General features: G+C 50.8%; 22 protein-coding genes. 13 read left to right on the top strand and 9 right to left on the bottom strand.

Annotation, left to right across the window (positions count from 1 at the left end):
- On the top strand, positions 1-633 hold a 633-nt coding region (locus ACPLJI_RS07875), incomplete at its 5' end, for a DUF11 domain-containing protein (RefSeq protein WP_424741225.1).
- Here ACPLJI_RS07875 and pyrC read toward each other — a convergent pair.
- On the bottom strand, positions 634-1,932 hold the full coding sequence (gene pyrC / locus ACPLJI_RS07870) for a dihydroorotase (RefSeq protein ID WP_321211093.1): 1,299 nt from the start codon (positions 1,930-1,932) through the stop codon (positions 634-636).
- A 47-nt stretch (positions 1,933-1,979) separates the two neighbouring features.
- Here pyrC and ACPLJI_RS07865 point away from each other — a divergent pair, with 47 nt between their 5' ends.
- The 4 genes from ACPLJI_RS07865 (at position 1,980) to ACPLJI_RS07850 (ending at position 5,067) form a co-directional block, all read left to right on the top strand.
- Positions 1,980-3,077, top strand: a complete 1,098-nt coding sequence (locus tag ACPLJI_RS07865; protein ID WP_424730378.1) for a nucleotidyltransferase family protein — start codon at positions 1,980-1,982, stop codon at positions 3,075-3,077.
- Entirely contained in the window at positions 3,068-3,799 is a 732-nt protein-coding gene (locus ACPLJI_RS07860; RefSeq protein ID WP_013296298.1) for a peptidylprolyl isomerase, read from the top strand. Before ACPLJI_RS07865 ends, ACPLJI_RS07860 begins: the two co-directional genes overlap by 10 nt.
- Before the next feature lie 165 nt (positions 3,800-3,964).
- Entirely contained in the window at positions 3,965-4,276 is a 312-nt protein-coding gene (locus ACPLJI_RS07855) for a hypothetical protein (protein WP_424730379.1), read from the top strand.
- 125 nt (positions 4,277-4,401) lie between these two features.
- The gene (locus ACPLJI_RS07850; protein ID WP_424741226.1) at positions 4,402-5,067 is read left to right on the top strand and encodes a sensor histidine kinase; all 666 of its coding nucleotides are present in this window, start codon (positions 4,402-4,404) and stop codon (positions 5,065-5,067) included.
- 34 nt (positions 5,068-5,101) lie between these two features.
- Here ACPLJI_RS07850 and ACPLJI_RS07845 read toward each other — a convergent pair whose 3' ends face one another.
- The 4 genes from ACPLJI_RS07845 to ACPLJI_RS07830 are packed head-to-tail and all read right to left on the bottom strand — an operon-like array spanning position 5,102 to position 8,102.
- Positions 5,102-5,458: a hypothetical protein gene (locus ACPLJI_RS07845; RefSeq protein WP_424730189.1), complete on the bottom strand. Its 357-nt coding sequence runs from the start codon at positions 5,456-5,458 to the stop codon at positions 5,102-5,104.
- A gap of 14 nt (positions 5,459-5,472) precedes the next feature.
- Positions 5,473-7,014 carry a serine--tRNA ligase gene (gene serS, locus ACPLJI_RS07840; protein ID WP_424741224.1) on the bottom strand — a complete coding sequence of 514 codons (1,542 nt, stop codon included), beginning with the start codon at positions 7,012-7,014 and terminating at the stop codon, positions 5,473-5,475.
- Between the two features lie 31 nt (positions 7,015-7,045).
- Positions 7,046-7,282 (bottom strand): KEOPS complex subunit Pcc1, encoded by a 237-nt coding sequence (locus tag ACPLJI_RS07835; RefSeq protein WP_424731617.1) that lies wholly within the window; start codon positions 7,280-7,282, stop codon positions 7,046-7,048.
- 37 nt (positions 7,283-7,319) lie between these two features.
- Positions 7,320-8,102 (bottom strand): AAA family ATPase, encoded by a 783-nt coding sequence (locus ACPLJI_RS07830; RefSeq protein ID WP_147671474.1) that lies wholly within the window; start codon positions 8,100-8,102, stop codon positions 7,320-7,322.
- Between the two features lie 169 nt (positions 8,103-8,271).
- On the opposite strand from ACPLJI_RS07830, the gene rplJ reads away from it, so the two are divergent.
- From rplJ to ACPLJI_RS07810, 4 genes are all read left to right on the top strand, one after another.
- Positions 8,272-8,754 carry a 50S ribosomal protein L16 gene (rplJ, locus tag ACPLJI_RS07825; protein ID WP_013296292.1) on the top strand — a complete coding sequence of 161 codons (483 nt, stop codon included), beginning with the start codon at positions 8,272-8,274 and terminating at the stop codon, positions 8,752-8,754.
- Positions 8,755-8,812: 58 nt separating this feature from the next.
- Positions 8,813-11,083 carry a phosphoenolpyruvate synthase gene (gene ppsA, locus ACPLJI_RS07820; RefSeq protein WP_424741223.1) on the top strand — a complete coding sequence of 757 codons (2,271 nt, stop codon included), beginning with the start codon at positions 8,813-8,815 and terminating at the stop codon, positions 11,081-11,083.
- 34 nt (positions 11,084-11,117) lie between these two features.
- Complete coding sequence (gene mfnA, locus ACPLJI_RS07815; RefSeq protein ID WP_424730256.1) at positions 11,118-12,263, top strand: tyrosine decarboxylase MfnA; 1,146 nt, start codon at positions 11,118-11,120, stop codon at positions 12,261-12,263.
- Between the two features lie 105 nt (positions 12,264-12,368).
- On the top strand, positions 12,369-12,866 hold the full coding sequence (locus tag ACPLJI_RS07810; protein WP_424730257.1) for a fumarate hydratase C-terminal domain-containing protein: 498 nt from the start codon (positions 12,369-12,371) through the stop codon (positions 12,864-12,866).
- Positions 12,867-13,084: 218 nt separating this feature from the next.
- Here the strand turns inward: ACPLJI_RS07810 and upp are convergent, their stop codons facing one another.
- Genes upp through cobZ form a run of 4 tightly spaced genes read right to left on the bottom strand, consistent with a single transcriptional unit; the run spans position 13,085 to position 15,880 of the window.
- Positions 13,085-13,714: a uracil phosphoribosyltransferase gene (gene upp / locus ACPLJI_RS07805; RefSeq protein WP_424730161.1), complete on the bottom strand. Its 630-nt coding sequence runs from the start codon at positions 13,712-13,714 to the stop codon at positions 13,085-13,087.
- Positions 13,695-14,255, bottom strand: coding sequence for a tRNA (cytidine(56)-2'-O)-methyltransferase (locus tag ACPLJI_RS07800; protein WP_424730162.1), 561 nt, complete (start codon positions 14,253-14,255; stop codon positions 13,695-13,697). The genes upp and ACPLJI_RS07800 overlap by 20 nt, the downstream gene beginning before the upstream one ends.
- A gap of 26 nt (positions 14,256-14,281) precedes the next feature.
- On the bottom strand, positions 14,282-15,025 hold the full coding sequence (cobS, locus tag ACPLJI_RS07795) for an adenosylcobinamide-GDP ribazoletransferase (RefSeq protein WP_013296286.1): 744 nt from the start codon (positions 15,023-15,025) through the stop codon (positions 14,282-14,284).
- 12 nt (positions 15,026-15,037) lie between these two features.
- Positions 15,038-15,880 carry an alpha-ribazole phosphatase CobZ gene (cobZ, locus tag ACPLJI_RS07790; RefSeq protein ID WP_424730160.1) on the bottom strand — a complete coding sequence of 281 codons (843 nt, stop codon included), beginning with the start codon at positions 15,878-15,880 and terminating at the stop codon, positions 15,038-15,040.
- Positions 15,881-15,995: 115 nt separating this feature from the next.
- On the opposite strand from cobZ, the gene ACPLJI_RS07785 reads away from it, so the two are divergent.
- The 4 genes from ACPLJI_RS07785 (at position 15,996) to ACPLJI_RS07770 (ending at position 18,556) form a co-directional block, all read left to right on the top strand.
- The gene (locus tag ACPLJI_RS07785) at positions 15,996-16,328 is read left to right on the top strand and encodes an MJ1244 family protein (RefSeq protein WP_013296284.1); all 333 of its coding nucleotides are present in this window, start codon (positions 15,996-15,998) and stop codon (positions 16,326-16,328) included.
- Between the two features lie 16 nt (positions 16,329-16,344).
- Positions 16,345-17,556, top strand: coding sequence for a nickel pincer cofactor biosynthesis protein LarC (gene larC, locus ACPLJI_RS07780; protein ID WP_424730159.1), 1,212 nt, complete (start codon positions 16,345-16,347; stop codon positions 17,554-17,556).
- Positions 17,557-17,624: 68 nt separating this feature from the next.
- The gene (gene queC / locus ACPLJI_RS07775) at positions 17,625-18,296 is read left to right on the top strand and encodes a 7-cyano-7-deazaguanine synthase QueC (protein ID WP_424730158.1); all 672 of its coding nucleotides are present in this window, start codon (positions 17,625-17,627) and stop codon (positions 18,294-18,296) included.
- Between the two features lie 62 nt (positions 18,297-18,358).
- Positions 18,359-18,556, top strand: a complete 198-nt coding sequence (locus ACPLJI_RS07770; RefSeq protein WP_424741222.1) for a hypothetical protein — start codon at positions 18,359-18,361, stop codon at positions 18,554-18,556.
- Positions 18,557-18,804: the final 248 nt, after the last annotated feature.

Below are 18,804 nucleotides of genomic sequence, written 5' to 3'. Positions count from 1 at the left end.
CTGGTGAAGGGTGCTGTGGCAACCTTGGATATTATAGCTAGGGCTGTGATAAGTAACACCAACATAGATAATGTGGCGAATGTTTCCAGTGATGTATACAACCCGAATCCTAATAAGAACGCCACTGCAACTATTACAGTCAAGCCAGCATCTAATCTTAAAATTAAGAAGACAGCTGACAGGAGAGCAGTACGCCTGGGACAGAATGTGAAGTTCATCATCACAGTAATAAACAGTGGCCCAGACACGGCTTTAAACACCACAATCAGGGACATACTTCCTGACTCAATGAGGTACATATCCTCCAGAGCCACAGCAGGATCCTACAACCATGCAGCTGGAACATGGGTCATAGGTGATCTTCCAGCGGGTCAAAAAGCCATCCTTGAAATTATAGTTCAGATGGTGAGGAGAGGGGCCTTTATCAACACGGCAACTGTGAGTTCAAGTTCACAAGTAGAGACCAACGATACCTCATACGTTAAAATAGATGTCACAGATAAAGCAGGACCAGGACCATCACCAGTCCCCCATCATAAAATTCCAATGAAACCAACAGGAATCCCCATATTTGCACTTGTTATGGGGGTTATAACTGTGGCAGCGGGTTCATTAATTTCAAGAAGAGGATAATCATATCCTTTTCTCATCCTTTTCTATATAAACGGATTTTATGTATTTTCCACTGCGTTTAAAGACCTCACCATCATCCATAACAACCTCCCCACCAACCAGGGTCATCACGGCTTCCCCGCGGTACCTGAAACCCTCAAAGGGAGTGTAATGAGCTCTGCTGTAAAATTCATCACCTCTTATAACACCCTCCCGCCGCATATCAATAACGGTGAAATCTGCATCCATACCCTCAACTATGAATCCCTTAGATCTCAACCCGAAGATCCTCGCGGGCCCCTCAGCGAGCATCCTCCTGATGGTTGAAAGCCATATCCTCTTCTCCGCTACCATGGTGAGTAGAAGTTTAAGTGCAACCTCAAGGTTAGGTATTCCTGGCGGGGAATCCCAGACACCCTCCTCCTTCTCAGGGATGGTGTGAGGCGCATGGTCAGTGCCAATGATATCGATACGATCCAGAAGTGATGGAGATAGACCTTCAACAGCTGGTCTAAGGGGAGGATTTGTCTTTGCAAGGGTACCGAACCTCTTAAGGTACTTGGAGTTCAGGAGGAGGTGGTGGGGTGTAACCTCACACGTCACATGCCCCCTGAATGGCTCAATGAGTTCAAGGGCCCTTCTGGTGCTGAGGTGACATACATGCAGAGGGTGCTGGTGATGGTGTGAGACTGCAAGGACCTCCGAAACTGAGACCTCCTCTGCAAGGGGCGGTCTTGCAAGTGAATAGGTGAAGGGGTCATTGCTTCTCTGAAGATCCTTTAATGAATGCTCTATTAGTTCTCTGTGTTCACAGTGGACGGTTACAGGTACAGATGAGCCGATTTCCCTCAACCTCTGAAAGAGGAGGTCAAGTTCCATGACCCCGGTGGATTCCATGAAGACCTTGAATGATGCCGGACCATATACGAGTATCTTCCCAATCTCTGAGGGGTCAGAGTAACCCGCATGCAGGCCAAAGTCAACTATGCTCTTACGCTCACCTATCTCTATTTTCCTCTTGAACTCAGATGCTGTGTCGGTGGGTGGAAGTGTATTGGGCATGTCGATAACTGTTGAAAAGCCTCCATGAGCTGCGGCCATTGAACCTGTCCTGAAGTCCTCCTTGTACTCAAGCCCAGGGTCCCTGAAGTGCACATGGGCATCTATGAGCCCAGGGAGCACATGATAACCCCGAAGGTCAATCCTCTCAGATGCATCAATTCTCCCACGGGTTATCTTCACTATCTTACCATCATCAACACCTATATTGAAGGTTCCCCTCTCGGTTCTGCAGTTCTCAATGAAGAGGTCAACTGGCATGCTATCATCCACTTAAATTATTTACCCCCGGCTTTATATTAATTAACATGCCTTCAGAGAAATTTCTAGGGAGTGTAATTGAGAGGGACCTTGAACTCATCAGGGCGGATGCTATTAATAAACCGGAATACGGTGACCATGCATCTGAACCCGGCATCATGGCAGACTTCACAGAGTACTCACCCTTTCACAGGGGCCACAGGCACTGCATGCTGGAGGCCAGGAAGCTCAGACCAGACGCCCTCTTTGTGGCTATCATACCGGGGCCCCTTGAGAGGAGTGGAAGGGGCGTACCCTACATAATGACCCGCCAGGCAAGGGCAGAGATAGCCATCAGGGCGGGGGCTGATATAGTGGTGGAGGGCCCCCCAATGGGTGTTATGGGTTCAGGTCAGTACTCCATCTGCCTTGCGAGGATGTTCAGGGCCCTCGATACTGACTGGATACCCCGCGGCTACAGGCCGGTTGATGGATTTGATGAGGTCCTTGAAAGGATCAGAAGGGGCCACAGGGTTGTGCCAAGGCCCTACAGGATAGTGGACCTTGACACCTCTGAGACCGTACTTGAGGGTAAACTTGAGGAGGACAACTATGTCATAACATCCCTTGCGGGGGCCCTCGGGAGGATTGGATTCAACTTCAGAAACAGGTTCATGTTCATAAGGAGACTTGAGGGTGTGAGCGGAACCAGAATACGGGATGCAGTATCCAGGGGCGAAATTGGTGAAGTCACACATATGCTTCCCCCTGAGACGGTTGAGGTCCTTGAAAGGGAAATCTCGGAGGGAAGGGCACCCCTGCATGATCTGAGGCTCTCGACAGGGATACTCAGAAACGCAAACAGCCTTGAAATTGATGAACTTAAGGTTCTCAACCTCTTCGATGATGTAACAGCATCTGCAATCGTAAGGAAAAGACCATACCGTTCACTTGCTGAGGTCGAGGAGGCCATACCCCCATCATTCAGCAGACACCACAGGCAGCGCATAATCTCGGTTCTTGAGGCAAAGGTTCATAAGGGACTGGTCCATAAATATATAGAAAATTATCCATCTGTAATTCGAATTCTTGCATTTAAGGATAAAGAGATCCTTGAAGAATTTAAGGATAGAATACCACACAGGAGGCTAGAGATATGGCAGTGAATAAAGGAGACTTTATAAAAATTGAATTCACAGGCAAGGTCAAGGAGACCGGTGAGGTCTTTGACACAACAGACGAGGAAGTGGCTAAGGAGGCCGGACTTCAGATAAAGAAGACCTTTGGTCCCATACCAGTCGTTGTTGGAGGTGGACACCTCATAAAGGGTCTTGACGAGGCCGTTATTGGAATGGAGGAAGGCGAGGAAAAACACGTTGAGATTGAACCGGAGGACGCATTCGGTAACAGGGACCCTAAACTTGTCCAGCTCATACCCATGGGTGAATTCAAGAGGCAGGGAATAAAGCCCTACCCGGGGATGCCACTGACCGTTGAGGGACATGAGGGCAGGGTCCTTAACGTCTCGGGTGGACGCGTGAGGGTGGACTTCAACCATGAACTTGCAGGTAAAACCCTCGAATACGATCTGAAGGTTAAGGAGATAATCAAAGATGATGTTGAAAAGGTAAAGAGCATGATCCAGCTCCACTACCCCTCCCAGAACATGGACATTGACAAGACAGAGGTTGAAATAGATGATGGACGTGTGAGGATCTGCATGGATGAGATGACACGATTTGATAACAGGCCCTACATGGATGTTACCCTCACAAGGTTCAGGATAGCGAAGGACATCTGGGAGAACATTGAGGGTGTCAGTAAGGTTGAATTTTCTGATGTATTTGAGAAGAGGGAGGAAGAGACTGCGGAGGATTCAGAGGAATAACCTCCTCAGAATCCACCATGGTTGTTTCCCTTAACTATCCTTTCAGGGCACCTGGGATTCTGGATTTGACTGGATTGCTTCTTCTATTCCCATTTCACTGATGTTCCGGTATCAGAACTCACCTTTTCCCAAAAATTATTAGGACCCCTGAAGATAACAGTATATATGGATCCCGAGAGAGATGCGCTCAGGATAGCACTCTATTATGCAATCTTCAGCCTTCTATGGATACTCTCATCAGACCACATCCTATATCTCATAGCAAAGCCCCCTCTGCTTGTCCAGCTCTCAATCATCAAGGGATCCCTCTTCATACTACTGACATCACTTTTTCTTTTTGCGGTTCTGCGCCTCTACCTGCGATCACTGAGTGATAAGGAGAAGTCACTGAGGATCAGTGAAAGGAAGTTCAGGTCACTGTTCATGGAACTCCCGGTTGGGGTGGTCCTCATGGATGCCGATGGGAAGATACTGTAGTCGAATCCCACCATCCTGGAGATTTTCAGGCAACCGGCAGACAACAGATTTATAGGTGACTCCACAAGGACCTTGCAGATTTCAGAAAAAGTCAGGAGTTCATGATAAGACAGGGGGGTGGATAGATACGGGTACTCATAAGAAGGATTGATGGGTATTTCCTGGGAATCTTTGAGGATATCACCGATATAAAGAGGTCAGAGGAGACAGCAAGAAGGTCACTCGAGGCCAACAGGACACTCCTATCAGAACTCCACCACCGTGTCAAGAATAACCTTCAGATCATCTCAAGCCTCATAAACCTCCAGGCACGGGGAATGGATCAGGATTTCTGTGAACTCATGAGGGCTCTGCAGCTTCGGATAAGGGCGATGGCCCTGGTCCATGAGCTCCTTCTCTCCAATCCAGAGGCCAGCACAGTAGACTTTGCATCCTACACAGAAAGGCTCATATCCTACCTGCGCGACATGCACAGGTCCGGTGTCCAGATTGAGGTGGACATTGTTGATGTGAAATTCGGCATTGAAACGGCAGTCCCGCTGGGACTCATTCTAAATGAACTTGTATCAAACAGCCTGAGGCATGCATTCGATGATGGCGGAACCATCAGGGTATCCCTCGAGGATACAGGTAATGCCTTCCTTCTCAGGGTCAGTGATAATGGGAGGGGCCTTCCAGAGGGCTTCAGCCTTAAGGAAAACGCGGGCCTTGGCCTGGATCTTGTTGGGGGCCTTGTGAGCAGCTTGACGGGACACTCACATTTGAGTCGGCCGGGGGCACATCATTCATGATAGAGTTCAGGGAACCCAGATACCCCAGGAGGGTTTAGGTGGATATCCTTGTCCCAAGGAATCTGATTATCCTCTCAGGGTCATTCATGAGTATCCTGAGCACGTTTTCAGAGCTGCCATAGTATGGTGCAAGGTACACACTGTAAATCAGGTATGATAGAACAGCAAGGATAGCCAGGATTATGATGATGGCAATGAGTATCTTAACCCCTAGACCCATTCCCTTCCTTTTCTCTTCACCGACCTCAACCCGCTCCCTGAACAGTTTATCGGCACACCTCTCACAGTAATTCTTCCCTCCAAGCTTCAGACGGCACTCCTCGCAGAGTATCCTCCCGCATATGATGCATGATGCCACACCTTCACGTTCAGGGTGTCTGTCACAGTTCAAATGACCACCTCGGATCAATCCCTGCCGGGCCAGGTAACTATACGGGGGGCCTCAACACCTTCAACCCGCTCCCTTATGAACTCCGGCCATTTATCAGTCTCAAAGCCCTTCTGGGCCAGAAAACCATATATCCACCTTGAAAGACCTATACCTGTGCATCCGGTCCATATGTTCATGTTACGGGCCTCCCTGATTGAGAATCCCTCAATGAAGTGTGTCCCGTGGACATTGGCAGATACAACCGCCACTCCCTTCTCCTGACCTGGTAGTGAGAGCCTCATCTCATATTTGGGGACATCAGGAAACTCTATTCCCCTCTCCTCAACCCTTCTGCCCTCAAGGTAGAATGGGTCATCCCCCACCTCTGTGTACCATTCAAGTTCCAGTTCATCGGCGGCGTCATATGAGAGTTCAACGGTGCGGTCGCGTATCTCCTCGGTGTCCCTGGGGGATGCCAGCCATACAAGTTCTATCCTCTGGAACTCATGGACCCTGTCAAGGCCCTTGGCTCCCCCTGCCTCCCACCTGTAGGTCCAGCCGCTCCTGTCAAAGAACTTTATGGGGAGGTCATCCAGATTCACCACCTCATGTGAGAGGAACTGGTAGAATGGTTCGCACTGGGCCGGTGCAATTACGTACCCCGGATCCTTCAGACCCCTCTTGAGGAGGTCCATGGGCACCTCCCTGTTTATGATGAGTTGATTCTTGAATTCCTCAAAGGTTTCAGGGTCCCTGCTTGGTGCGCTGCAGTAGTACATCCCCTCAGGCAGGCCCTCAAGGTACCTCATCCTGTTCATAACATCAAGGGGTATGAGTTTTGGGAAGAGGCACTCAACGAATCCCAGGGGCTTCACTATCCTTTCAATCAGGAACTCCTCCAGGGCACGGTGCAGGGCGGTTATCTGGGGCCCGTAGAACCACTGTCCACGCCCTGGAAATTTTTTAACCCACCCTAGTCTCATGGCCTCCTCTGTGGGGTCTCCATCAAAGAAGAACTCCCTTTTTTCGCTTCTTGCAACTATTTCACCGGGGGTTGCCCTTGTGACCCTGGTTGTGAGGTCCTGTGAGGATTCAACGAGGCCGAGGGCGTGCTTCACGACCCTGTCCACAACGTGTTTCCTGAGGTCTGACTCATCAAGGGGCTGGAATCTCACCCTTATGGTGTTCTCTGAGATATCTGCGTCCTCCACGAATGGCAGCTCCCTGAGGCCTGGGATTTCTGATACCCCAGGGGCATCCATTTCAAGTGTGTAGTCCTCCACCTTCACACCCCTCACACCGACCCTGTAGCGGGGCCCAAGGAGCTGTCCCAGGGGCTTTCTGAGTCTCAGAAGACCATCATGGGCCCTGACACGTCTTCCTGATTCCATCTCAATTTTCAGTGTGTCTCCACTGAGCTCCCATGATTTTACATGTGAAGCCTCATCCTCCTGACCCTCAGGGACTCCCCTCCTGAGAAGGTCTTTTTCCGCCTCTTTCAGAAACTCTTCAATGTCCTTTTCTGCCTCTGGAACCTCTTTGCTGAGTTTTATTATTCCCTTAAGTTTGAACTTCATCCAATCACCACATGCTTCTGATTCAACCGGTTCATTCATTCTCTGATTTAAAGCCCATCATTTTTTCGACTATCATCTCGGAGAATATGAGGTCATCTGCCGTGTTCAGGGCTGTTCCGATGGAATCTGATTCCATGGTGAATCTTACCTTTGATCCTTCAATTTCAGATTCAACGTATGATCTGTTTTCGGGTTCGAGTGCCTTCATAACTATCCTGGCTTCCTCCCCTGATTCGTATTCCGCTTCTATGGTTACTGATATCCTCATTCCAGTCCTCCATACTGACGCTATACTCTCATTCCACTTAGCTCTCCATTGAGGCTATCCTCTCGGAGATTTCTCTTATGGCCCTGAAGGCAGCCGATTCTGGATGCATTGCAAGGGGCTCGCCCCTCATGTCAGCCACCACAACGGTTTTATCCGAGGGTACACAGCCAAGGACGTCAATTCCAGCCGCCTCCAGCCTTTCACGCATGAATTCCTCATCCTCCTTTCCCGAGACCTTGTTGATTATGGCCATTATTCTCTTAACCCCGATATCGGCTGCGAGTTTCTTTATCCGGGATGCTGTTTCAAGTGATTTGAGGCCGGGTTCAACAACCACCACCATAAGATCAACGGACTCTGCGGTCCTCCTTCCAAGGTGCTCTATTCCGGCCTCCATGTCAAGGATCACCATCTCATCCTTTCTGAGTATCAGGTGACGGAGCAGGGCCTTGAGGAGCACTGAGGCAGGGCAGACACACCCATCACCACCATGCTCCACTGTACCCATCACCATCACCCGGAGGCTGGGTCGTCGGGGGTGCTGGATGGAGAGTGAATCTGGAAGGTCACTTATCCTTGGGTTGAGCTTGAAAACCTCACCAAAGGATGAACCTGGCTCTGCTCCAGTCCGCTCCCTTATAATGTCCCTCATCCGGGATATGGGTGTTATCTCCTCACTTATACCTATGCTGGATGCAAGGTTCATGTCGGGGTCGGCGTCAATGGCAAAGACCCTGAATTTCCCAGAGAATATGCAGGCAAGGGTGCCGGCTATGGTTGTCTTGCCCACCCCACCCTTACCGGTTATGGCTATCTTCATGATGACACCATGGAAACTTTTAAAAACCATCCCTGCTAATTATATGTATCCTTATATTTTTCAGGTTGGATTTATTAACTGTTTGGCTTTCAAGACAATATTTATTAATGGTTACCGAGATACTCATTTCATAGTTATTCTCATGGACATGATTACAGGAGGATTATTCATGGTTCGTGCATACACAAGAAGAGAGTACATCAAGAAGATTCCAGGTTCAAAGATAGTTCAATATGATATGGGTAACCTCTCAGCTGAATTCCCGATTTCACTGAGCGTTGCTGTTAAGGCACCAACCCAGATAACCCACAATGCCCTGGAGGCAGCCAGGATAGCCTCAAACCGTTACATGCAGAGGAAGGCCGGTAGGATGGGTTACCACCTCAAGATAAGGGTCTACCCCCATCACATAGTCCGTGAAAACCCCATGGCGACAGGGGCAGGGGCTGACCGTGTCCAGGACGGTATGAGGAAGGCATTCGGGAAACCGGTGAGCACTGTGGCCCTTGTTAAGAAAAACCAGAAGATAATCACAATCGAGACAAACAAGAAGAACTTCAAGGATGCCAAGGAAGCTCTAAGAAGGGCTGCAATGAAGTTCCCTGTTCCATGCAGGATTGTGATTGACAGGGGCGAGGAACTCGTAAAATAAAATTCTAATTTTTTTTCACATTCACATTTTTAAGACACCAACTAGTTCAGGGGATAAAATGGTTAAGTATGTGGCGTTTTTTGAGGAACTCGGTAAGGATGATGTGGGAATCGCCGGCGGAAAGGGTGCAAACCTGGGTGAACTTACACAGGCGGGCATACCGGTTCCCCCGGGGTTCGTGGTGACAGCGGCAACCTATGACAAGTTCATGACAGACACGGGACTACAGCCCATTGTAATGGACATGCTTGAAAGCCTTGACGTCAATGATACAAAGGAACTGCAGAGGGTATCCGCTGAGATAAAGGATATAATAACATCCACAGAGATACCCGAGGATATACAGACACTCATAATAGAATCATACAATGCACTCTGCCAGAGAATAGGAAAGGATGATATGTACGTTGCCATACGTTCCTCAGCCACAGCAGAGGACCTCCCCGAGGCATCATTCGCTGGTCAGCAGGACACCTTCCTCAACATAAGGGGCGCCGAGGATGTCATGGATTATGTCAGGAAGTGCTGGGCATCCCTGTTCGAGGCAAGGGCCATCTTTTACAGGGAGGAGAACAACTTCGACCATTCCAGGGTTTACATAGCGGTTGTTGTCCAGGAGATGGTTGATGCTGAAAAGGCAGGGGTCATGTTCACTGTCCACCCATCAACAGGGGAGGATAAGATCCTCATTGAGGGGTCATGGGGTCTCGGTGAGGCTGTTGTTTCAGGTTCAGTGACCCCCGATACCTACTGGGTTGATAAGAACACAGGTAAACTCCTTGAGTTCACTGTTGGTGAGAAGAACGTGATGTTCACAAGGGAGGATGGAAGGACAGTGAAAAAGGAGGTCCCCCCTGAACTTCGAAACAGGAGGGTTCTCTCTGATGAGGAGATAGCTGCCCTTTCAGAGATGGGCAGAAGGATACAGGATCACTATGGCTCACCACAGGATACCGAATGGGCCATAATGGATGGGGAGGTTTACATGTTACAGTCAAGGCCCATAACAACCCTAGGGGAAGCCGTGGAGGAAGGAGAGGTCAAATCAAGGGATGTGATACTCAGGGGTCTCGGGGCAAGCCCTGGCCTTGCATCAGGCAAGGTCAAGATAATAAGGGAGATCCATGAACTGGACAAGATACAGGCTGGCGACATCCTGGTCACGGTCATGACAACCCCTGACATGGTGCCTGCAATGAAGAGGGCCAGCGGTATAATAACAGATGAGGGTGGTGTCACCTGTCATGCTGCGATAGTATCAAGGGAACTTGGAATACCCTGTGTTGTTGGTACAGGCAATGCAACCGGGGTTCTCAGTGAGAACCAGGTTGTCAGCATCGATGGTAATAAGGGACTCGTCTACGAGGGCCGCGTTGTGGAGGAGGAGAAGAAGGAGTCTGCCCCGGAATCCGTGACCGTGGAATCACCCATACTTACGGTTACAGAGGTCAAGGTTAATGTGAGCATGCCCGAGGCTGCAAGGAAGGCCGCAGCAACAGGTGCAGATGGTGTTGGACTTCTGAGGACCGAACACATGATGCTCACAACCGGCGTCCACCCAAGGAAGTTCATAGAGGACGGACGTGAGGATGAACTTGTCAGGATCCTCGCAGAGAACATCCTCAAGGTTGCAGATGAATTCTACCCACGCCCCGTATGGTACAGGACCCTTGACGCCCCCACAGATGAATTCAAAACCCTTGAGGGTGGTGAGAATGAACCCTACGAACACAACCCAATGCTGGGCTGGAGGGGTATACGCAGGGAGCTGGATGAGCCGGAGATCCTCAGGGCAGAGTTCAGGGCCATAAAGAAACTCCATGAGCAGGGCTACACCAACATAGGCATAATGATACCCCTCGTACAGCACCCTGATGAACTCAGGAAGGCCAAGAGGATAGCAGAGGAGGCGGGTCTCAGGCCCCACAGGGACGTTGAATTCGGTATCATGGTGGAGACACCTGCAGCCGCACTTATAATCGAGGACTTCATTGCAGAGGGTGTGGACTTTGTGAGCTTCGGTACAAATGACCTCACCCAGTACACCCTTGCAATAGACAGAAACAACGAGCACGTGGCAGACCTCTACACGGAGGGTCACCCTGCGGTCCTCAAACTCATTGAGAGGGTTATAAAGAAATGCAATGAGGCCGGGGTTAAAACCAGCATCTGTGGCCAGGCAGGAAGCATCCCGCGGATAGTTGAGAAACTGGTGGAGCTCGGGATAAGCAGTGTATCCGCCAACACAGATGCGGTTGCCGAGGTTAGGAAGACGGTTGCAAGGGCAGAACAGAGACTACTCCTTAAGGCGGCAAGAAAACTTCTCTAAAACCTTTTTTCACATAATTTTGCTGGGCGTAAAAATGGATGAAAAGGGCCTCCCTGAGGAAAGGGTCCTCGAAATTCTTGAGGAATTCAGGTCAAGGGACATGACCTACACCTCAGGCAGAATACTTGGATCCATGTGCACATCATCACACCCCCTTGCAAGGAGGGTTTACTGTGACTTCCTGGAGTCCAACCTTGGCGACCCAGGGCTCTTCAGGGGAACCAGGGAGCTGGAATCCTGTGTTATAGGGATGCTGGGGGAGCTCCTGTCAGAACCCGCTGCAGCTGGCCACATAATAACAGGGGGCACCGAGGCCAACCTCATGGCCATGAGGGCTGCCAGGAACATGGCGGGAGCGGATAAACCCGAGATAATCGTCCCTAAATCCGCCCATTTCTCCTTCAGAAAGGCATCGGATATAATGGGTCTTGAACTCAGGGAGGCGGAGCTGGACAGGGACTACCGTGTTGATGTGGGGTCTGTCAGGGAGATGATATCAGATAACACCGTGGCCATCGTTGGGGTTGCAGGGACCACTGAACTCGGGAGGATAGACCCCATAGCGGAGCTCTCAGATATCTGCATTGAGGAGGGCGTCCATCTCCATGTGGACGCGGCATTCGGGGGATTCATAATACCTTTCTTAAGGGATGCAGGTTTCAAACTCCCTGAATTTGACTTTAAACTACCGGGTGTCTCATCCATCACCATAGACCCCCATAAGATGGGCCTTGCCCCGATACCAAGTGGCTGCATACTCTTCAGGGACGAAACCTACCTCGATGCCATGAGCATAGAGACCCCCTACCTCACAGAGAAGCAGCAGTCAACGATAGTCGGCACAAGGACGGGGGCCTCTGCAGCTGCAACATGGGCGGTCCTCAGGCACATGGGACGCAGCGGGTACCGTGAACTCGCCCTGAGGGTGATGGCTGTGACCTCCAGGTTGAATGAGGGCCTTAAGGATCTGGGCTATGAACCGGTAATTGAACCGGAACTCAACATAGTCGCATTCAATCACCCATCCATGAGTCCAGAGAAACTTGCCTCCAGACTCGAGGAGATGGGATGGGCTGTCTCTGTATCAGCATGCCCACCAGCCATAAGGGTTGTTGTCATGCCCCACATCAAGGTGGAGCACATTGAACTCTTCCTTGATGATCTCAAAGCCCTTATTTAGGGATTTAAAACCAGATATTGAAGATCCTGAAACTTAAAGTGGATTCCTGATGGTAATTATGAGGATATCTGCAGCTGGTTAAAGAATGGATTCTGGATGGTGGTAATTATGAGGATATCTACACCCACAACCAGAGGTGAACTTGGGGGGCTCAGTCCCGGAGACAGTGTTATCATAGATGGCATCATATACACCGGAAGGGATGCCGCGCTCCCTAAACTTGTGGATGCCCTTAAGAGGGGTGAGGAGCCATTTGATGTGAGGGGTGCTGCGATAATGCACACGGCCGTAAGTCCGGCGGGGATAGCCCCCACAAGCAGCAACAAGGAGGACATAGAGGAGAGCATGCCCTACCTGGCATCAAGGGGGGTGCTGGTCCACATAGGTAAGGGAAAACTTAAGGATGAAACCGTCAGGGCACTCGGTGATGCTGGGGCGGTTTTCATTGTAACACCACCTGTTGCAGCACTCCTCACAAGCCGTATTAAATCAAGGAGAATCGCGGCATTCGAGGAGGAGGGTATGGAGGCCATATTTGAGCTCAGGGTTGAGGGGATACCGGGTATAGTGGCGGCAGCCGGCGGAAGGTCAGTCCACGATTGATGATCAGTTAATCCAGCCATTACTTCGTCCGGGATAGGTTCATTCTGATATTGTCATTGGAGTACTGGTATTGTGGCCTTGCAGCTGATCCTTGCGGGTCCCCACACACCCAGTATTGTCATTGGAGTACTGGTATTGTGGCTGGTCCCTGATCGGTTCATTGTTAGCTGTTCCGGTGGTGGGAGGTGACTGGCACCACCATGGCCATCTATTTTTATCTATTCTGATGGTCGTCCGAATGCAAGGTCCCCGGCATCCCCCAGCCCGGGGACTATGTAGCCCCTGTCGTTGAGTTCATCCTCAACACTGCAGGTGTAGACCTCCATATCCATTTCAAGGATCCTCTCAATGCCGGGCCTTGAGGATATAACATTGAAGAGGACGGTCCTCTCAGGGGTGCCGTGTGCCTCAAGAGCCTCAAGTATCCCCATAATCGTGTTACCGGTTGCAAGCATGGGGTCTGCTATTACCATTACCTTACCATCCAGTTCAGGGACCCTCAGATAGTCGACTGAAACATTGAAGGGGGGATCATCGGACCTGCAGGCCCCGACAATACCCTGTTCTGCCTCAGGGAAGACCCTCATAACGCCCTCTGTGAATGGTAATGATGCCCTGAGGATGCTCAGCACAACGATCCTGCTTCTATCTGTGATCTCAACACCCGAGGCAACCCCCAGTGGCGTTTCAACATCAACATTACGCCACCTGAGGGTATCTGCGAATTCATAGGCCATGTAACGGCCTATATCAGAGAGCCCCTTCCTGAAACCGGCGGGGTCAATCCCCCTCCTCCTTATACCTGTTAGAATCTCCCTTACAACAAGGTTATCTATCACCCTGATCATCGATATCACCTCCCCTCTCAATCAGCTTCTTTCCATGGGCCTGGGGCACAACCTCTATCATTGGGTTCTCAAATTTGAGGTCGAATTCGCCCCCATCAAGGAGCATGTGGAGGAAGACCGCGAGGGATGAAACCTCCGAGTGGGGCTGATTCGTCACCCCAACATTGTAATCTGCAAGCCTGTAGACCTTCCCGGGGACCCTGGCACCTCCAACCACCACGAGTTTACCTGCTGGACTTTCCCTTAAATCGGGTATAACGTCCCTCGCAGGAAGCCCGTACATTGTGAGGTGCACAACCTCCCCACCCATCTGCTTCCAGGACTCAATGACGCCCTGCCAGTTTCTCCTGTAACCCACCCTGAAGGGTCCGCCCCACCTCTTAACAACATCATCGACGCCCTCCATGAGTTTCGGGTCCTCCTCACCGCTCAGTATAACCTCAGATGCCCCAAAGGCCCTTGCGGTGAGGCACACGTGTGTTGTGATCCTTGCATCCCTTGACCTCCTGTGACCTAACCTTAAAACCCTGATATCCATTATATGACCTCCATAAATCAGTATAATAATCATGTTAACTGGATGGCTGCAACAATTCCCAGGAGACCCATCATCCTCCCAATCTCATTTGAGGCACCAAGAACATCACCTGTGCTCCAGTAGAAGTTTCTCCTTGCAGTGAATCCCATGAATACTCCCGAGGCAGCAGCCACGGCAACACCAGCAGCCCCAGGGATCCCCAGTAAGAGGTAGGCTGCGGCTGACCAGATAACCCACACAGGGGCGATCAGGGGGCTCCTGGCTGCAGCTATGAAGTGCCTTCCCGTACCACTGTCAAGGGGCCTTGAGACCAGTGCACAGCCTGTCAGGCATATCTTTGCAGAGACCTCTGAAATTAAAAGGCCCTGGAATATGATATCTGATGGAATGGAGTATATTGATGCCACTGTCAGTGAGGAGACTATGATGAGAAGTCCCAGTCCACCGGTACCGATACGGGGATCCCTCATTATCTCTATCTTCCTCTCGAAACTTCCATGGGACATGAGGGCATCCCCCATGTCTATGAGGCCATCAAGGTGGTGGAAGCCGGTGAACCATATGGCAAGGGCATAGGCGACACAGGCAACCACGGGATAGGGGAGTATGAGTGACGCTAGAAGACCTCCTGAACCCACAACGGCCCCTATCAGGGCACCAACAAGTGGCCAGTGGAGTGTGATGGAGGCCACCTCCTCAACGGTGGCATCTGAACCCACAGGAAAGACAGTTGAAAATGATATGAGACCAGCGAATTTCCTCAGAAAATCCATTAAAAACCACCATCACTCAAAAAGCCTTGACATGCAGCCTGCTATGAGCCCCGCCACCGCATCATCCACCATGGGTCCGAGTTCCCCTATCACCCCGGGTTTCTCCTCATCGTAGCGTTTGAAGTTGAATATTGCCTTGGTGCCGGCCACCTGATTCGCAACCGCCATCCCGATCACCTCATCGCTGTAGAGGTAGGCGGGATCATCTGTCAGGTCCACTCCAAGTATCCTCCTTCTTCTGATGTCATCCTCAATATGCAGTGCCGCGGCGAGGAGCACGCGGACGTTCAGATCCCCCAGCGCACGTTTTATCTCTGACCCCAGCCTCTCCCTCAGTTCATCCGTGACCTCAACCCCAACCACTAGCTCCATGCCAGCATCGATCATGGCATCAGCTGTCACACCATGCCCCGCCAGGAGTTCCTCAACCCCAGGCCCCTCAAGGAGCATGTTCTGAGATGAAAGCCTGATGGACTTCCTCAGGTCAGGCGCACTGAATCCATCATCACCGGTCATGGAGACCACGGTTACCCGGGGCTCCAGGATTTCTCTGAGTAACCCCAGGGCTGATGTTACTTCACTCACAGCAAGCTGCAGGATTTCAGGTATGCGGTCACCGCACCGCTCCCCACAAACCACAATTACATGGGGGAAATCTCCAGCAGAGAATACCGAGAGCACTTTACCGGCACATGCAACCTCAGGGGGCCCTGAAATCTCAAGGGTAACCTCAGAGGACATTTTGATGGTTCTGGAGGCAATTACAAGGCCTGGTTCTGCCCTCACCCTCACAAGATCAGATTCGATTACAATTTCTGCACCGTTAAGATTTAACTTTTCATTCAAGGGTTTCACCTTCAGATATAGGCACCTTTTCTCAGTGGGATCATCCAGACACCGGTACCGGCACCATTTTATTCCTCATCAGATTTATTATCTACACACCACATATCTATATAGGGTGATATTAATGAAGGTGCATCTACGGGTATTCGTGGAGGTTGAGAACCTTGGTCGCGTCATGAACATACTGGCAGATGAGGGCGTCACAGGTTTCTACATAGTTGAATACAAGGGTGTCTCCCCAACAGAGTGGAAGGGATTCTCAATCAAGGAGGACCCCAAATCAGCAATCTCACTCATACATGACTATGCAAGGGACGCGGTCCTGGTATGCTCGGTGGTTGACGAGGAGCTCGTTGACCCCATAGTGGCGAGGTTCAGCAGGGAACTTGGTGATGAGAAGTACACCATAATAGAGATACCCATAAGGAGAATAATAGTCAATTCACCACCAGAGTGATCCGAACGGTGCTTGAATGGTAACGGTCATAGACCCCCAGCTTGCAGGGGTATCAGGTAACATGATGGTGGGGGCCCTCATAGACCTGGGGGCCCACCCTGAGCGTACAGCGGAGGTCATGGAGGAGGCAGCATCCCACTTTGGCGGGGCCAGCGTGGAGGTGTCAGAGGTTAAGAGGTCAGGCCTCCGGGCAACCCATGTGGATGTGAGGACAGACGAATCCCTGAGCATAGGCTACATGGAATTTTTAAAACGCCTTGAGAGGATAGAGAACCCATCAATTGATGGGGAGATGCTATCAATGGCAAGGGCAGTCTTCCATACCATGGCACAGGCAGAGGCCACGGTGCATGGTTTGAAACTGGATGAGGTCCACTTCCATGAGGTTGGAGCTGCAGATGCAGTTGCAGATGTCCTGGGGACGGTATTTGCCTATTTTGACCTCAACCTTCACAGGGATACCGTCTACACATTACCTGTGGCGCTTGGGGGAGGGACAGTGAGCGGTGCCCATGGAAAGATACCTCTCCCTGCACCGGCCACTGTTGAGATACTCAGGGGTTTTCCTGTGACCGGAGGCCCGGTTGAGATGGAGCTTGCAACACCCACAGGCGCCGCGCTCCTTGTTAACATGGTAAGGGAATACAGGAGGTTCTACCCTCCAATGGAGATCCAGGCCACAGGTTACGGTGCAGGGGACATGGATCCAGACTTCCCTAATGTTCTGAGGGTGGTGAGGGGTTCGGAGGCGGTGCACCATGACACGGTAACGCTGCTTGAGACCAACGTGGATCACCTTAGCGGTGAGGTCCTTGGCAACCTCTTCGAGAGCCTCATGGATGCAGGGGCACTCGATGTGACACTCACACCCGTTATAATGAAGAAAAACCGTCCTGGACAACTAATAAGGGTTATATGCAGGGAAAATGACCATGAAATGATACTTAAACGCCTATTCTCTGAGACCGGGACCCTTGGCGTGAGGATATTCCCCCAGGTTCACAGGGGCGTCCTTGAGAGGAGGGTCATTGAGGCCGAGGTTGATATAAAGGGTAGAAGAAGGGCAAGGTTCAAGGTTGGCTTCCTGGGGTCAAGGGTCATGAATGCAAGGATAGAATACGAGGATGCAAGGAGAATATCCCTTGAAACAGGGATACCCCTCAGGGATGTCATTGAAATGGCGGAAAAACAGTTCAGAAACTTCATGGAGGAAAATGATGGAGAATAACATTGATAGAGGAAGGTCTGAGATGATAATGTTAATCACCATACCGGTGGAACACAGGGAGGATTCTGATGAGTAGGGCGATCAGCATACTTTCAGCTGGCATGGACTCTGCAGTTGCAACAGCACTGCTGGCATCTGAATATGAGATCCACGCTTTAACATTCGATTATGGCCAGAGGAGTGCTGCCATGGAGATTGAACACGCCAGGAAACTTGCGAGGCACCTTGAAATTGAGCATACAACCATTGATCTCCCATGGCTTGGAAGACTTGGTGGTTCTGCCCTCACAGCGGGGGGTGAGATACCATCACCTGCAGATCTTGATGATAGGGAGGAGTGCCTTGAGACGGCAAGGAGGGTCTGGGTACCCGGTAGGAACATAGTCTTCACAGCCATTGGCGTTTCCTTTGCAGAGGCCCTGGATGCAGATGCTGTTATCGTGGGGTGGGATCTTGAGGAGGCCGAGACCTTCCCTGATAACTCCTCTGAGTTTCTTGATGCATTCAACAGGCTCCTGGGCATAGGTACGCTGAGGGGCGTTGAGGTGAGGGCACCACTTATAGGCATGACCAAGAGGGAGATCGTTGAGGTTGGTTCCGCTCTGGGTCTGCCCTTCGAGTTAACCTACTCATGCTACAGTGGAGGTGAGGTCCACTGTGGTGTCTGCGAGTCCTGTATGAGGAGGAGGAGGGCCTTCAGACTTGCAGGTGTTGAGGATCCAACAGGATACCTTGAATAGAGAGCCCCTCAATGCTCTCATCAGGTATCATGAAGGCGTTGAGTATGGGTTTAAGGAGCACAATGGAATACGTCCTCAATGCTCTCATCAGGTATCATGAAGACAGCATGGAAGGCGGGTCTTCTGCAACTGTGGTACCAGTCCCGGGCATTGCAGTGATGGGGGCTCTTCTGGCCAGGGGATGGAGAAGGGAGCATGATGTGAAACCTGAATTTTATATTCTTATCATTTTAACCGCTTTAATCCAGGTTTCTGCATAAATCTACCTGCGGCGTGCCAATTACCCTTAAAGGGGCTTTGGTGCTTCAGAAATCCTTAAAAACCTTCTGGCCTTTATCCCCATATCAGATATCATGCCTGTACAGGGAATATTCTTGGGGCTTTGGCGTAGCTGAGTTCAGGATATGGGATGTTGTGGGGGCTTGCAGCACCGGTTGATATGCTGGGTTAGGGTTAAACTTCTGGTCTTCTGGCAGAATGAGTCCTTAAATTATCGGTTGGGTTAAAC

It is taken from the genome of Methanothermobacter sp., from assembly GCF_049720995.1.
Classification (GTDB): Archaea; Methanobacteriota; Methanobacteria; order Methanobacteriales; family Methanothermobacteraceae; genus Methanothermobacter.
This window is presented reverse-complemented; position numbering and strand designations above follow the sequence as displayed.

Coding starts and splice junctions, on each gene's coding strand:
- ACPLJI_RS07770 (WP_424741222.1), top strand. CDS start 18,359: ATGGAATACGTCCTCAATGCTCTCATCAGGTATCATGAAGACAGCATG.
- ppsA (WP_424741223.1), top strand. CDS start 8,813: ATGGTTAAGTATGTGGCGTTTTTTGAGGAACTCGGTAAGGATGATGTG.
- upp (WP_424730161.1), bottom strand. CDS start 13,714: ATGATCAGGGTGATAGATAACCTTGTTGTAAGGGAGATTCTAACAGGT.
- ACPLJI_RS07835 (WP_424731617.1), bottom strand. CDS start 7,282: ATGAGGATATCAGTAACCATAGAAGCGGAATACGAATCAGGGGAGGAA.
- serS (WP_424741224.1), bottom strand. CDS start 7,014: ATGAAGTTCAAACTTAAGGGAATAATAAAACTCAGCAAAGAGGTTCCA.
- pyrC (WP_321211093.1), bottom strand. CDS start 1,932: ATGCCAGTTGACCTCTTCATTGAGAACTGCAGAACCGAGAGGGGAACC.
- ACPLJI_RS07830 (WP_147671474.1), bottom strand. CDS start 8,102: ATGAAGATAGCCATAACCGGTAAGGGTGGGGTGGGCAAGACAACCATA.
- ACPLJI_RS07785 (WP_013296284.1), top strand. CDS start 15,996: ATGAAGGTGCATCTACGGGTATTCGTGGAGGTTGAGAACCTTGGTCGC.
- ACPLJI_RS07855 (WP_424730379.1), top strand. CDS start 3,965: ATGGATCCCGAGAGAGATGCGCTCAGGATAGCACTCTATTATGCAATC.
- mfnA (WP_424730256.1), top strand. CDS start 11,118: ATGGATGAAAAGGGCCTCCCTGAGGAAAGGGTCCTCGAAATTCTTGAG.
- queC (WP_424730158.1), top strand. CDS start 17,625: ATGAGTAGGGCGATCAGCATACTTTCAGCTGGCATGGACTCTGCAGTT.
- ACPLJI_RS07865 (WP_424730378.1), top strand. CDS start 1,980: ATGCCTTCAGAGAAATTTCTAGGGAGTGTAATTGAGAGGGACCTTGAA.
- cobS (WP_013296286.1), bottom strand. CDS start 15,025: ATGGATTTTCTGAGGAAATTCGCTGGTCTCATATCATTTTCAACTGTC.
- ACPLJI_RS07860 (WP_013296298.1), top strand. CDS start 3,068: ATGGCAGTGAATAAAGGAGACTTTATAAAAATTGAATTCACAGGCAAG.
- rplJ (WP_013296292.1), top strand. CDS start 8,272: ATGGTTCGTGCATACACAAGAAGAGAGTACATCAAGAAGATTCCAGGT.
- larC (WP_424730159.1), top strand. CDS start 16,345: ATGGTAACGGTCATAGACCCCCAGCTTGCAGGGGTATCAGGTAACATG.